This window comes from Novosphingobium sp. SG707 (assembly GCF_012275515.1).
Taxonomy (GTDB): Bacteria; Pseudomonadota; Alphaproteobacteria; order Sphingomonadales; family Sphingomonadaceae; genus Novosphingobium.
This window is the reverse complement of record NZ_JAAZQL010000009.1, coordinates 145,103-158,685: the sequence shown is the minus strand read 5'-3', so window position 1 is coordinate 158,685 and position 13,583 is coordinate 145,103. Positions and strand designations below refer to the sequence as shown.

The window sequence follows — 13,583 nt, the reverse complement described above, 5'->3', positions numbered from 1 at the left end:
TGCGCGCCGCACAGCAAGGGATTACCGGCGCGATCCATGAGCAGCGCCCCGACTCAAGCAGATACCCGTAGGTCAGCCATCGTTGTGGCCGCAGGAGCGGGCCTGCGCGCGGGACAGCCCGTGCCCAAGCAATTCGCCCCATGGCGCGGCAAGCCTGTGGTGCGCCATTCGGTCGAGCGTCTGATGGCCGCCGGCGTCGCGCCGATTGTGGTCGTTATCCCCGAGGGCGCGCAGGATGTGGCATCGGCGGCGCTCGATGGTTTGCCGGTGCGGTTGATTACGGGCGGCGCCTCGCGGCAGGATTCGGTGCGTGCGGGGCTGGAGGCTCTGGCCCCCGATGCGCCCGCTATCGTACATATCCATGATGCGGCGCGTCCGATCCTGCCTCTGGCGGTGGTTGAACGGCTGGAAAAGGCGCTGGTGGAACAACCGGGCGCGATTCCGGTTCTTCCTGTCGTGGACAGCTTGTGCAATGCCTCGGACAATCTGATGGGGGCGCCCGCCCGCCGCGAGGCCTTGCGCCGGGTCCAGACGCCGCAGAGCTTTCGCTTTGCCGATATTCTGGCCGCGCATCGCGCGTGGGATGGCCCAACCAATGCAGGGGATGATGCGCAGGTTGCTCAGGCCTATGGTCTGGGCATCGCTCTGGTTGATGGAGATGAAGCCTTGCACAAGCTGACCTATGCCAGCGATTTTGCCGTATCCGGTGCCAAGGGCCTGCCCCCGGTTCGGGTGGGCACGGGCTATGACGTTCATCGGCTGGAAGATGGCGAGGAATTGTGGCTCTGCGGGGTCAGGATCGAGCATCATCAGGGCCTTAGCGGCCATAGCGATGCCGACGTGGCGATCCATGCGCTGGTCGATGCGATCCTGGGCGCCTGCGCGCGCGGCGATATCGGCCAGCATTTTCCGCCCAGCGATCCCCAATGGAAAGGCGCAGCTTCGGACCGTTTTCTGGCCCATGCGGTCAAGCTCGCGGGCGAAGTCGGCTATGTCATCGGCCATGTTGATGTGACCATCATCTGCGAGGCGCCCAAGATCGGCCCCCACCGCGAAGCCATGCGCGCCCGTCTGGCCGCGATCATGGGCGTCGATGTGGGGCTGGTCAGCGTCAAGGCCACGACCACCGAAAAGCTGGGCTTTACCGGGCGCGGCGAAGGCATTGCAGCGCAGGCGGCGGCAACGCTGTTGCTGGCCTGATGGCGCGGCTCCTTGCCCTGACGGCTTCGGCTCTGTTGGTGATCGCTCCCGGCATGGCGCGCGCCGCCGAGCCTTGTTTGTCGCCCGCCGAATTTTCCTCGCTGGTGGGCTTTGCCCTGCCCGGCACGATTGCCGGGGTGGCCCAGCGCTGCGGCCCCTCCCTGCCCGATGGCGCGTTTCTGCGCGGCCCCGCGCGGGGCATGATCGAGCGCTATGCCGCCGCCAAGCCCACGCTCTGGCCCGGCGCCAAGGCCGCCATCAACAAGTTGAGCGCGAACGCGCCCACCGATATTTCCGCCCTTTTGGGCCAATTGCCCGATCCGCAGCAACAGCAGATCGTGGAAACCATGGTGACCGGCATGGTCGCCGAAAAGCTCCCCATCGCCCGCTGTTCGGAATTGGACCGGCTGCTGGCGATCCTCTCCCCCCTGCCGCCTGAAAGCACGGCTGAGGCCATCGGCCTTGCCATCGGCCTCGGGTCGCGCGCCGGACAGGCGCGCTTCGGCAAAATTGTGATTTGCACACAATGACTCAAGCTTCCTTCTTCGCTCCCGACATTATGGAAATGGCCGCGCAGGTGATCGCGGAAAACCGCGCGCTGGGCCGCAAGGTCGTGCTGGCGGAAAGCTGCACCGGGGGCCTCGTCTCGGCGGCGCTGACCGAAATCGCGGGTTCCTCGGCGGTGGTGGAAAGCGGTTTCGTCACCTATTCCAATGCGGCCAAGCAGAAGCTGCTTTGCGTTTCGCCCGATATTATCGACACGTTCGGTGCGGTGTCCTGCGCCTGTGCATGGGCGATGGCGCAAGGTGCGCTGAAGAATTCGGACGCCGATGTGGCCGTCGCGATCAGCGGCATTGCCGGGCCTGATGGCGGCACAGCGCAAAAGCCGGTCGGCCTGGTGGTCTTTGCCAAGGCCGAGCGCAACAGCGAGGAAGTGCTGGCCGAAGAGCGCTTCTTTGCCCCCACCAGCCGCAGCGAGATCCGCGCCGAGGCGGTCAAGGTCGCGCTTGAACTGCTCTTGCCGAAAATGGAGGCCCCGACCGAGGAGGAGTGATCCTCAGGCCGGTTCACCGCCATAGAGTTTGGCCGCACGCTCTTCAAAAGCGGCCACCATCTTGCGGAACGCCTTGTCGAAATATTGCCCGGCAAGGCTTTCGAACAAGGGGTTGCGGAAAGTGAAGCTGACGTCGAATTCCAGCTCGCAGCCGCCATCGACATCGCGAAACTTCCAGACATTGTCCAGATCGCGCATCGGCCCGTCGAGGTAATGCACGGTCAGCTCGCGCGGGGCATCGAACACCACGCGGCTGGTGAATTTCTCGCGCAGCATTTTGAAGCCCACCAACATGTCGGCCACCATTTCGTGTCCGTCATTGCTTTTCACGCGGGTGGCCACGACCCAGGGCAGGAATTCGCCATACCGGCCCACATCGGCCACCAGATCGAACATCTGCTTGGCCGAATAGGGCAGGCGGCGCGTCTCATGAATACTCGGCATCGCGGGATCAGGCTTTCGCCGCCGCCTTGGCGAGCTTGGCCTCGCGGGCGGCGCGCATTTCGGCAAAATCCTTGCCCGCGTGATAGGACGAGCGGGTCAGCGGGCTGGCCGCGACCTGAAGGAAGCCCTTGGCCCGCGCAATCGCGCCATAGGCGTTGAAGGCGGCGGGCGTGACGAATTCCTTGACCTCGGCATGCTTGGGCGTGGGGCGCAGATATTGGCCCATGGTCAGGAAGTCGATCTGCGCGCTGCGCATGTCGTCCATCACCTGATGGACCTCCAGCCGCTGCTCGCCAAGGCCCAGCATGATGCCGCTCTTGGTGAAGATCAGCGGGTTGTGGGCCTTCACCTCCTCCAGCAGGCGCAGCGAGGCATAACAACGCGCGCCGGGGCGGATGGTGGGATAGAGCCGGGGCACGGTTTCCAGATTGTGGTTGTACACATCCGGGCCTGCGGCAACGATGGCCTCGATCGCGGGGCGCATCTTGTTGCGGAAATCGGGGGTCAGGATCTCGATCGTCGTATTGGGCGTGGTGCGGCGCAATTCGTTGATGACCTTGACGAACTGGCCCGCGCCGCCATCGGGCAGATCGTCGCGGTCGACCGAGGTGATCACGATATGCTCCAGCCCAAGCTTGGCGGCGGCTTCGGCCACATGGGCCGGTTCGTTCAGGTCGACCTTGCGCGGCATGCCGGTCTTGACGTTGCAGAAGGCGCAGGCCCGCGTGCAGACATCGCCAAGGATCATTACCGTGGCATGCTTTTTCGTCCAGCATTCGCCGATATTCGGGCAAGCCGCCTCTTCACACACCGTGTTCAGCCCCAGCCCGCGCATCAGGTCGCGCGTGGCGCCATATTCGCGGCTGACGGGGGCTTTAACGCGAATCCAGTCCGGCTTGCGCTGAACCGTGGAATTGGAATCGGGCGAAGGAGGCGTGGAGAGGTCGTTCATGACCCGGCAGATAGGCGCATGATGCAGCTCTTTCCAGAGTTAAGTTTGAGTTTCTGCTGGCCTTCGGACAGGCTTCGGGGCAATCGGCAGCCACGGGCATGACGGGCCGAATCCCCGATGCCCTCCATCGTCAGGAGAACGAGATGTCAGATACGGGTAACGCCCCCGCCACCCCGCCCCTTGACCGTCTTATCGCAGGGTATCACCGTTTCCGCGAAACCGGCTGGAACCCGCATCGCGAACGCTGGAGCACGCTGCGCGAAGGGCAGCAGCCCGAAGTCATGGTGATCGCCTGTTCCGACAGCCGGGTCGATCCTTCGCAGATCTTTGATGTCGATCCGGGCGAAATCTTTGTCGTGCGCAATGTCGCCGCGCTGGTCCCGCCGTTTGAAACCACGCCGGGCCATCACGGCGTTTCAGCCGCGCTGGAATTTGCCGTGCAGGTTCTGAAGGTCCGCGAGATCATCGTGATGGGCCACGGTATGTGCGGCGGCTGCAAGGCGGCGCTGACACAGGAGTTGTATGGCGCCGAACCGGGCCAGGGCGGCTTTGTCGCCAACTGGATCTCGCTGCTCGACGACGCGCGCGATGAAGTGGCGCACAAGCATGGCACCGAGGGCCGCCCCGCCGAGCGAGCAATGGAGCAGGCAGGCGTCAAGGTCAGCCTTGAAAACCTGCGCAGCTTCCCTTGCGTGGCGCAGAAGGAGGCAAAGGGCAGCCTGAAGCTGCGCGGCGCCTTCTTCGCCATTTCGGACGGCCTGCTGCATCTGCTGGATGAAGCCACCGGCGAGTTCGCCCCGGTCGAATAACAGCCCATAACGAAAAGGGGGCGGCGGTTTCCCGTCGCCCCCTTTTTTGCGGGTTGAAAGCGTAAGCCTTACTTACCGGCAGCCTTCTGGGCCGCATAGAGCGACCAGAGTTCAGCCATCGGCTTACGCGGCCCTTCGACCTGCGCGAAAGTGGCCTGCGCACCGGCGTAATCGCCCGCGTCCACTTGCGCGATGCCCAGACGGGTCAGCACGACCGGCTTGTCCACGCCCGGCTTGTTCAGAGCAATCTTGTAAAGGTCGATCGCCTTGGCCGATTCGCCATAGGACAGGAACGCATCGCCCGCGCCCGACACGGTGCCCACGGTCGCATTGGCGGCGCGCGCATCCTTTTCAAAACCGGGCAGCGAGGCCTTGTCCGGGCCGATACGGCTGTTGGCGGTCTTGAGCGCTTCGGCATAGAAGGTCTTGGACGCGTCCAGCTTGCCCGCGGCCACACCGGCCTCGATCACGGCCTTCACTTCGGCCGGGTTACGGCGGGCGTCAGCGGCCTGAACGAATTCGCCATAGTCGCGCTCTTCGGCCCAGCTGTTGGTGCGCGCCATCAGGCGCATCAGGTCAATCGTGTCCTGCGAGGGCAGCTGACCCAGATCGCGCAGCACGGCAATCGCGGCCGACCAGCTCTTGGTCACGGGATAGGCCTTGACCAGCTTGGTCGAGAAATTCACAGCCTGACCGTAATCGCGCGCTTCATAGGCAAAGCCCAGACCGCGACGATACCAGTTTTCCGGCGCCGCCGTCCCGGCAATGTCGATGGCCTTGTTCAGCTCGTCAAAACCGGCCTTCGACTGCTTTTCCTCGAAATTGATTTCGGCCAGCCACACATGCGGCTCGGCTTCCTTGTTGCCGGCGGCGATCGAGGCGTCGAGGTTCTTGCGGGCGCCCGCATTGTCCTTGGCCTGAAGCGCCATCTGGGCCAGCGCGAAGTGCAGCTTGGGCAGCAGGTCGGGCGGGGTCTTGCCGCTGTCGACCATCATTTGAATACCCTTGCCCTGAAGCGTATCGTCCTTGGCCAGGCTGCCAAGCTGGATGCCCCAGTTGCCCGCCGTGAACTTGTCGTCGGGCTTGGTCGCGGCGGCCAGAACCTTTTCATACTGCGCGCGCAGATCGGCAATGCCTTCGGGGCTGGGCGCCTTCTTGACCTTTTCCAGAGCGGTCTGGAACGGCACGCCCACAGCCAGAAACGGCTTGGAAAGGTCGGGACCAGCCGGAGCCGCCATGGCCGGGGCCGCCACCATCACGCCAGCGCCCGCAACAGGCAAAGCCAGCGCCACGGCCACAGCAAAGCGCGAAAGGGAAAGCTTCATTGCAATCTATCTCCTCTTGGCATGGCAACCAGCGTGCCGCCCCAAACTCAACGTTGCGCTTGTTAAGGCAAATCCGCGTCAATGCAACTATAGCCTTAATGGCCTGTCGCGTGTGAACCACGATTGAACTACGACTTTGTGCGCATGGCTGCGGATTTGCGCAAGCATCGCGCCGGGCATGGGCCGTCCAGGTGCGTCCACTTGTGGAAAACGCATTCGATCCGGCCCACTAGGCGACGCAATCGCTGGCCATAGGCGACGCCATGGCCTAGAGACGTTCAATCCGGGCCAGTCCCACAACAATCGAAGAATGAAAACACGCGCGTGAGCGACGAAACCACCTTGTCCGCCAGCCCCATGGGCGAATTTACCCGCGTCGATATCGTCGACGAGATGAAGACCAGCTACCTCGATTACGCGATGAGCGTGATCGTGGCGCGCGCGCTGCCCGATGTGCGCGATGGTTTGAAGCCTGTGCATCGCCGCATCCTGTGGACCTGCCACGAGAACGGCTTTACCCATGCCAAGGCCTATCGCAAATCGGCGCGTATCGTCGGCGACGCGATGGGCAAGTATCACCCGCATGGCGACGCGGCGATCTATGACGCGCTGGCGCGTATGACGCAGGACTGGTCGATGCGCCTGCCGCTGATCGACGGTCAGGGCAACTTCGGCTCGATGGACCCCGATCCGCCGGCCTCGATGCGTTATACCGAAGCGCGTCTGGCCAAGGTGGCCGACAGCCTGCTGGCCGATATCGACAAGAACACCGTCGATTTCGTCGACAACTATGACGGGTCGGAGAGCGAGCCGCAGGCCCTGCCCGCGCGCTTCCCCAACCTGCTGGTCAATGGCGCGGGCGGCATCGCGGTCGGCATGGCCACCAACATTCCGCCGCACAACCTTGGCGAAGTGATCGACGGCGCGCTGGCCACCATCGACAATCCGGCGATCACCACCGACGAGCTGATGAAGATCATTCCGGGGCCGGACTTTCCGACCGCCCCGCTGATCCTGGGTCAGGGCGGTGCGCGCAACGCCTATAACACCGGGCGCGGCAGCATCATCATGCGTTGCCGTCATGAGATCGAGACGGGCCGCAATGATCGCCGCTCGATCGTGCTGACCTCGATTCCCTATCAGGTGGGCAAGTCGGGCCTTGTCGAAAAGATCGCCGAGGCGGCCAAGGACAAGCGCATCGAGGGCATTTCCGACATCCGCGACGAATCGAACCGCGAAGGCGTGCGCGTCGTCGTGGACCTCAAGCGCGATGCCACGCCCGAGGTGGTGCTCAACCAGATCTGGCGCAACACGCCCGCCCAGTCCTCCTTCCCGGCGAATATGCTGGCCATCCGTGGCGGGCGTCCGGAAGTGCTGGGGCTGAAGGATATCCTCACCTCCTTCATCGCCTTCCGCGAAGAAGTGATTACCCGCCGCACCAAGTTCGAGCTGAACAAGGCGCGCGACCGGGCGCATATCTTGCTGGGTCTGGTGATCGCGGTCACCAATCTGGACGAAGTGGTGCGCATCATCCGCGGCTCGCCCAATCCGGGCGCGGCGCGCGCGGCCCTGTCGGCGCGCGAATGGCCGATGGGCGAAATCGCCTCCTATATCCGTCTGGTCGAGGCCATCGAGGAAGGCAGCGACGAGCTTTCGGCGCCCACCTACCGCCTGTCCGAAACGCAGGTGAAGGCCATCCTCGACCTGCGCCTGCACCGCCTGACGGCGCTGGGCCGCGACGAAATCGGCGACGAGCTGGAAGAACTGGCCAAGGCGATTGCCGAATATCTCTCGATTCTGGCCGATCGGGCCAAGCTCTATGGCGTGATCCGTCAGGAGCTGATCGAGGTGCGCGCCGCTTTCGCAACGCCGCGTGTGTCGGAAATCACCGCCGCCGCCGATGGCATTGACGATGAAGACCTGATCGAGCGCGACGACATGGTCGTCACCGTGACGATGGACGGCTATATCAAGCGCACGCCGCTCAGCACCTTCCGCGCGCAGGCGCGTGGCGGCAAGGGCCGCGCGGGCATGGCCACCAAGGAAGAGGATGCCGTGGGGACGATGTTCGTCACCACCACCCATAATCCGGTGCTGTTCTTCTCGACCGCCGGCAAGGTCTATCGCCTCAAGGTCTATAAGCTGCCCGAAGGCGGCCCGGCCACGCGTGGGCGTCCTATCGTCAACATGCTGCCCGCGCTGGACAAGGATGAAACGATCGCAACCGTGCTGCCTCTGCCCGAGGATGAGGCGGATTGGGGCGCGCTTTCGGTGGTGTTTGCCACGGCCAAGGGCAATATCCGCCGCAACAGCATGGATGCCTTTGCCAACATCCCGTCGAACGGCAAATTCGCCATGCGCTTTGAAGAAGGCGACGATGACCGCCTGATCGGCGTGGCCTTGCTGTCGCAGGATGACGATGTTCTGCTGGCAAGCCGTCAGGGCAAGGCGATCCGCTTTGCCGCCGATGAAGTGCGCGAATTCACCAGCCGCACCTCGACCGGCGTGCGCGGCATGTTGCTCAAGGGCGACGATGAAGTGATCTCGCTCTCGATCCTGCACCGCGTGGGCACCAGCAGCGAGGAACGCGAGGATTACCTGAAATTCGCACCGTGGAAGGGCGAAAAGGAAGGCGAACCCTCGATCTCGGCCGAGCGCATGGCCGAATTGGCCGCGCGCGAGGAATTCATCCTCACGGTCTGCACCAATGGCTATGGCAAACTGTCCTCAGCCTATGAATATCGCCGGACCGGGCGCGGCGGGCAAGGCATCACCAATATCGACAATATCGCCCGCAATGGCGAAGTCGTGGCCAGCTTCCCCGCCGTTCAGGCCGATCAGCTGATGCTGGTGACCGATCAGGCCAAGATGATCCGCCTGCCGCTTTCGTCTCTGCGGGTAATCGGGCGCGGGTCGGCGGGCGTGCGCCTGTTCAATGTGGCCGATAATGAGCATGTCGTTTCGGCGGTCCGTCTGGCCGAGAGCGAAGCCGAGGATGAAAGTGTCGAGGAAGCGGCGCCGGAAGATCAGGCGGGCGAAGGGACGGCGGGCGAATGAGCCTGCCGCCTGTTGCCCATAAAGTGCTCACTGCGCCGCAAATGGCGCAGTTCCTTGCCGATGGCGTGTTCAAGGGCGCGCCGGTGGATCTGGCCGATGGCTATATCCACCTCTCGGCCGAGCCGCAGTTGGCAGAAACCATCGACAAGCATTTCGCCGGTATGGGCGATCTGTTTATCGCCACGGTCGATCTGGCGGCGCTGGGCGATGCGGTGAAGTGGGAAGTCTCGCGCGGCGGGGCGTTGTTTCCCCATGTTTACGGGGATTTGCCGCTGTCGGCTGTGGTTGCGCATGGGGCGTTGGTGCGCGCGGGCGATGGTTCGGTGGTTTTGCCTGCGGCGTGAAGATGCGAGGGTCTAGACCCTCGCGCTCCCGTTACTGTCTGCGCTGTGCCATGGCGGCGGCGGCGTGTATCGCGCCCTGCGGGGCGGATATGCCAGCGCCGCAGGCTTTATTCCTATCCCCCAACACCACGCCGGAAGCCACCCACCCATTAATGGGATTGCAAAGGGACAAGTCCCTTTGCCCGCCGGAGGCACCTTCCCTTCCCCAACCTTGCCCCCCTCCCCCACAATAGCTAAGGCCCCACCCCATGACATATGACGTACACATCATCGGCGGCGGCCTGGCGGGAACCGAGGCGGCATGGCAATTAGGCAAGCGCGGTTTCAAAGTTCGCCTTTCGGAAATGCGCGGAACCGGAGAACGTAGCCCGGCCCATCAGGGCGACGGGCTGGCCGAACTGGTCTGCTCCAACTCCTTGCGCAGCGATGATGACACCGCCAACGCGGTGGGCCTGCTGCATTACGAAATGCGGGCGCTCGACAGCCTCATCATGCGCGCGGCGGACAAGGCGCGAGTTCCGGCCGGGTCTGCTCTGGCCGTGGACCGCGATGTGTTCAGCGACACGATCGAGGCCGAACTGACCGCCCTGCCCAATCTGACGCTGACGCGCGAGCGGATTGATACGCTGCCCGATGCGGGCCTGACGATTGTGGCCACGGGACCTTTGACCGCCGCGTCGCTGGCCGAAAAGATCGGCGCGGCAACGGGCGCGGATTCCCTCGCCTTTTTCGACGCCATCGCCCCCATCGTCTATGCCGAGACGATCAATATGGACATCGCCTGGCGCGCGGCGCGCTGGGACAAGGGCGCCGAGGCCAGCATCGCGCTGGGGTCGGACGGCAAGGATTACATCAATTGCCCGATGAACAAGGCCGAATATCTGGCCTTCCGCGAGGAATTGCTGAGCGGCGAAAAGACCGTTTTCAAGGAGTGGGAAGCCAACACCCCCTATTTCGACGGCTGCATGCCCATTGAGGTCATGGCCGAACGCGGCGAGGACACGTTGCGCTTCGGCCCGATGAAGCCGGTCGGTCTGGACGATCCGCGCAGCGTTTCAGAAAAGTTTCCCAAGGGCCGCTGGCCCTATGCCGTGGTGCAATTGCGGCAGGATAACAAGCTGGGCACGCTGTTCAACATGGTCGGCTTTCAGACCAAGCTGAAATATGCCGAGCAGACCCGCGTGTTCCGCATGATTCCGGGGCTGGAAAATGCCGAATTCGCGCGGCTTGGCGGCCTGCACCGCAACACTTTCCTCAATTCGCCCACTTTGCTGGACCGGCAATTGCGGCTGAAATCCTCGCCCCACATTCGATTTGCCGGACAGATCACCGGCTGCGAAGGCTATGTCGAAAGCGCAAGCGTCGGCATGTTGGCGGGCATCATGACCGCCTGCGAACTGGCGGGCCGCGATTGGGCCGAGCCGCCGCGCACCACGGCGCTGGGCGCCCTGCTGGCCCATATTACGGGCGACGCAGAGGCGGACACTTATCAGCCGATGAACATCAATTTCGGCCTGTTCCCGCCCATCGTCACGGAAAAGAAGATCAAAAAGCCCGCCCGCAAGCTGGTCTATACCGAACGTGCGAAGGCCGATCTGGCGCCTTGGCTGGCGAGGATCGCTTAATCCGGGTCATCATCGTCTGTGGCGGGGCGGCCCTTAGGCGCAGCCTTGCCACAGGCGCAATCAGCCTTGGCCTTGTCGCGCTCGGCCTTTTTCGCATCCTGCGCAGCGTAATAGGCGTTCAGTTCCGCGCGGCTGAGGATACCATCGCCATTGCGATCGATCTCCTTGAAACGATTGGACGTCTTGACCGCCCATTCCTCAAAGCTGAGCAGATTGTCGTGGTTGACGTCCAGCTTTTGGAATGCCTTCACGCGGGTTGAAAGCATCTCGTTGCGATTGATCGAGCCGTCGCGGTTGCGGTCATAGCGGTTGAAGCGCCTGTCCTCCTTGGACATCACCTTCTTGGCCGCATTGGGCAAGGCCGGGCCGCGCCCATGCGGATCGGCATCGGGCAGCTCGATAGCTCCCTCGCCCGGCGGGCCGGAAACGACCGGCAGAGGTGCGGCGCGTTCCAGACTGGCCCGCCCCTGCCACCAGAAGAACCCCGCGCTCACCAGAACCAGCGCCGAAACCGCGCCGATGACCAACCGCCCCATTCAACTCCTCTCAACCTATAGGGAAAGTACCTTAGATCCCCAGCATTCCAAGCCGCAAAAGTGTAAAAAGCGAAATGTTTTCCGCGCCCTGACGCCCCTTGGTCCGCGCGGCCAGCCCATGCAGAACCACCAGCGGGCGCATCTTGCGCGGCAAACGAACCGCGCGCCAGCCATGGGCCTCGATCATATCGGCCACTGCGGCCTGCTCCTGCGCATCGCCCAGATGAGCCGCCAGATCGCCCAGCGCCCAGCCCCGGGCCATGCTATCTGCCCCCTCGCCCAACGCGGCGCAGGCGGCAACGCGCCCTTCAATCCACGCTTCGAACGCCGCGACCGGCAAAGGCGCCTCGCCCAGCAGGGCCTCCCAGCCATCGACCAGCCCCATCAGCGCGCCATGTCCACCATCCCAGCAGGACAGAGCCGCCAGCAAAGGCTCGCCCCGCGGCCATTTGTCCGCCGAGTCGCGCAGCCGATCGCGCCACCATGCCAGCCTCATCTGGGCCAGAATCGGTTCACGCGCGCCGCGCACCACGCCCGCCAAGCGCACATCCAGCGCCAGCATCGTCAGCCACCGCTCACGCGTGGCCACCGGCGCATAGGCCACCGCAAAGCGCCAGGGCGCGGGCAAACTATCGAGAAGATCCTGAGACATTGGCGGGCCTTTAGCCCAAGGCGGGCGCGATTACAGCCCCAGATCCGCCAATTCCTGCGTATCGGGCCAGAGCATATCGACCATTGCGTCCAGTTCGGTAAAATCGACATGGCGCTGCATCGGATCGTAACGGTTCAACACCATCGGCTTGGCCTGCGGGCGCAGCAGGCGACGGCGCAGAGCCTTTTGCAGTAAGGTCAGGCGCTGAACAGCCTCGACCATCGCCACTTCGGGCGTCTTGCCGCGAATGCCGGCCCATCGCGCCTCAACCTGGCCCACGCGCTCCATCACCAAGGCGCTGTAATCCCGATGCGGCCCGCGATGCATGGGCAGCGCCAGCTTGATCGCCGCCGAATCATGGGCAGGCAGCAACAGACCATTACGCCGGAAATCGTCGAACCCCACCCGGTCGCGCCCGATCGTATCGAACATCGGCCCGAAGCAGCGCTGAGAAAGCAATTGTTTGGGCAGAATGTGGTGGCGCTGCAGTTCGGGGTCGTAATCGGGGCTGTCCGATTGATTAACAGCGCGGAAGGGCAAAGACGGACGAGCCCGATGACGAATATGGCTCAGCGCCGCCCTTGCCGAGGGTATGGGGCCAAGCCCCGCGACTGGCGACACTGTGGCGACGATTTTCGTCAGCGTGCTAGACATACCCGAAGAATTTTTCCATTTTCCTCGGGAGTTACCCCGAGAATTTCCCCATCCGGCCCTTCAACTTCAACGGGCTCCTTCACCGTCCAGCCGTCCACCAAACTGTGGATAAGTCTTACGGCAACCTTGCCAGCCAAGCCGGGCTGTTTGGCAAGGAGTGGCTCGATTCGCAGTTCGAGTCCAGCAAAAAAACTTAACCCCTCACTAACCACGTTGCCCGCCCCATCGCGCGCCAAGGCCGTCAGGCCCAATGCGGGAAAGGCACCGCCCTTGAGCCAGCCCGGAACGATCCGCCGGAAATGCTCAGCGCTCATGATTGTGCGGGCCGGGCCCCATGCCACCCCCATCGCCCCCGGCAGATCGAGCAGGCCCAGCACCACCCCGGCCATCACCTGGACCACGGGCAATTGGCTGCCCCCGCCGGAAAGATGCTCGCCCGGGGCAAGGCGCAGCCATGCCGAATGATCCAGATCGGTGTCCGCCGCCACACCATAGCGCGTCGCCACCTCGGGCGCGGCCCCGGCCCCGGACAGGCCGGACACATCGAAAGTCAGACCGCTGGACAGCAATTCGAGCCAGTCATCATCGTCCTTTGGCCGGTGCGAGACCGTAAAAACCCGTGCAGCATCAGCAGCTTGCTCCAAAAGATCAAGCACCGCCTGCGCCTTGGGCGTACGCCCTTGCGGAAACTGGACATAAAAAGCGGAGGATGTGGGGGACGGAACTGTCATCAATTCAACCGCGCTATGGCCTCCAAAAAAATGGCGTCACAAAGGACGTATGGCATTTTTCGTTTCATGACGTCGAGTCCCGGGCATTATAACCAAAATGGAACAACGTCGGGGCAACATTCGTATCATCTTATGTATGCTCCATGTTTAACAAATCCCCTACCCTTTCTGTCGGGCGAAAGATGGTCTAGTCCCCTCCA

At 63.4% G+C, this 13,583-nt stretch carries 14 protein-coding genes; 7 read left to right on the top strand and 7 right to left on the bottom strand.

The window, feature by feature from the left end; translation table 11 throughout:
* Positions 1-36: 36 nt before the first annotated feature.
* Genes FHW92_RS21230 through FHW92_RS21220 form a run of 3 tightly spaced genes read left to right on the top strand, consistent with a single transcriptional unit; the run spans position 37 to position 2,254 of the window.
* A complete protein-coding gene (locus FHW92_RS21230; protein ID WP_168605274.1) occupies positions 37-1,200 on the top strand; it encodes a bifunctional 2-C-methyl-D-erythritol 4-phosphate cytidylyltransferase/2-C-methyl-D-erythritol 2,4-cyclodiphosphate synthase in 1,164 nt (387 codons plus the stop codon).
* Entirely contained in the window at positions 1,200-1,730 is a 531-nt protein-coding gene (locus FHW92_RS21225) for a hypothetical protein (protein WP_168605273.1), read from the top strand. The genes FHW92_RS21230 and FHW92_RS21225 overlap by 1 nt, the downstream gene beginning before the upstream one ends.
* Positions 1,727-2,254 carry a CinA family protein gene (locus FHW92_RS21220; protein ID WP_168605272.1) on the top strand — a complete coding sequence of 176 codons (528 nt, stop codon included), beginning with the start codon at positions 1,727-1,729 and terminating at the stop codon, positions 2,252-2,254. The genes FHW92_RS21225 and FHW92_RS21220 overlap by 4 nt, the downstream gene beginning before the upstream one ends.
* 3 nt (positions 2,255-2,257) lie before the next feature.
* On the opposite strand, the gene FHW92_RS21215 is transcribed toward FHW92_RS21220, so the two are convergent.
* Both FHW92_RS21215 and lipA read right to left on the bottom strand, forming a co-directional pair.
* Entirely contained in the window at positions 2,258-2,698 is a 441-nt protein-coding gene (locus FHW92_RS21215) for a type II toxin-antitoxin system RatA family toxin (protein ID WP_168605271.1), read from the bottom strand.
* Positions 2,699-2,705: 7 nt separating this feature from the next.
* On the bottom strand, positions 2,706-3,650 hold the full coding sequence (gene lipA / locus FHW92_RS21210) for a lipoyl synthase (RefSeq protein WP_168605270.1): 945 nt from the start codon (positions 3,648-3,650) through the stop codon (positions 2,706-2,708).
* Positions 3,651-3,793: 143 nt separating this feature from the next.
* Between lipA and FHW92_RS21205 the strand changes: the two genes are divergently transcribed.
* Complete coding sequence (locus FHW92_RS21205; RefSeq protein WP_168605269.1) at positions 3,794-4,459, top strand: carbonic anhydrase; 666 nt, start codon at positions 3,794-3,796, stop codon at positions 4,457-4,459.
* Between the two features lie 68 nt (positions 4,460-4,527).
* Here the strand turns inward: FHW92_RS21205 and FHW92_RS21200 are convergent, their stop codons facing one another.
* Positions 4,528-5,784 (bottom strand): hypothetical protein, encoded by a 1,257-nt coding sequence (locus FHW92_RS21200; protein ID WP_168605268.1) that lies wholly within the window; start codon positions 5,782-5,784, stop codon positions 4,528-4,530.
* 324 nt (positions 5,785-6,108) lie between these two features.
* Here FHW92_RS21200 and gyrA point away from each other — a divergent pair, with 324 nt between their 5' ends.
* The 3 genes from gyrA to trmFO all read left to right on the top strand — a co-directional run bounded on the left by gyrA (position 6,109) and on the right by trmFO (position 10,810).
* On the top strand, positions 6,109-8,841 hold the full coding sequence (gene gyrA / locus FHW92_RS21195; protein ID WP_172249367.1) for a DNA gyrase subunit A: 2,733 nt from the start codon (positions 6,109-6,111) through the stop codon (positions 8,839-8,841).
* Positions 8,838-9,185: a DUF952 domain-containing protein gene (locus tag FHW92_RS21190; RefSeq protein WP_168605267.1), complete on the top strand. Its 348-nt coding sequence runs from the start codon at positions 8,838-8,840 to the stop codon at positions 9,183-9,185. Before gyrA ends, FHW92_RS21190 begins: the two co-directional genes overlap by 4 nt.
* 248 nt (positions 9,186-9,433) lie before the next feature.
* Entirely contained in the window at positions 9,434-10,810 is a 1,377-nt protein-coding gene (trmFO, locus tag FHW92_RS21185; RefSeq protein ID WP_168605266.1) for a methylenetetrahydrofolate--tRNA-(uracil(54)-C(5))-methyltransferase (FADH(2)-oxidizing) TrmFO, read from the top strand.
* Here the strand turns inward: trmFO and FHW92_RS21180 are convergent.
* From FHW92_RS21180 to FHW92_RS21165, 4 genes are read right to left on the bottom strand one after another with little or no spacing between them, the layout of a single operon-like run.
* The gene (locus tag FHW92_RS21180) at positions 10,807-11,346 is read right to left on the bottom strand and encodes an EF-hand domain-containing protein (RefSeq protein ID WP_168605265.1); all 540 of its coding nucleotides are present in this window, start codon (positions 11,344-11,346) and stop codon (positions 10,807-10,809) included. The genes trmFO and FHW92_RS21180 overlap by 4 nt on opposite strands.
* A gap of 31 nt (positions 11,347-11,377) precedes the next feature.
* Positions 11,378-11,998 carry a hypothetical protein gene (locus FHW92_RS21175; protein ID WP_168605264.1) on the bottom strand — a complete coding sequence of 207 codons (621 nt, stop codon included), beginning with the start codon at positions 11,996-11,998 and terminating at the stop codon, positions 11,378-11,380.
* Between the two features lie 30 nt (positions 11,999-12,028).
* The gene (locus FHW92_RS21170; protein ID WP_168605263.1) at positions 12,029-12,652 is read right to left on the bottom strand and encodes an AHH domain-containing protein; all 624 of its coding nucleotides are present in this window, start codon (positions 12,650-12,652) and stop codon (positions 12,029-12,031) included.
* Positions 12,637-13,383 carry a hypothetical protein gene (locus FHW92_RS21165; protein WP_168605262.1) on the bottom strand — a complete coding sequence of 249 codons (747 nt, stop codon included), beginning with the start codon at positions 13,381-13,383 and terminating at the stop codon, positions 12,637-12,639. The genes FHW92_RS21170 and FHW92_RS21165 overlap by 16 nt, the downstream gene beginning before the upstream one ends.
* Positions 13,384-13,583 lie beyond the last annotated feature (200 nt).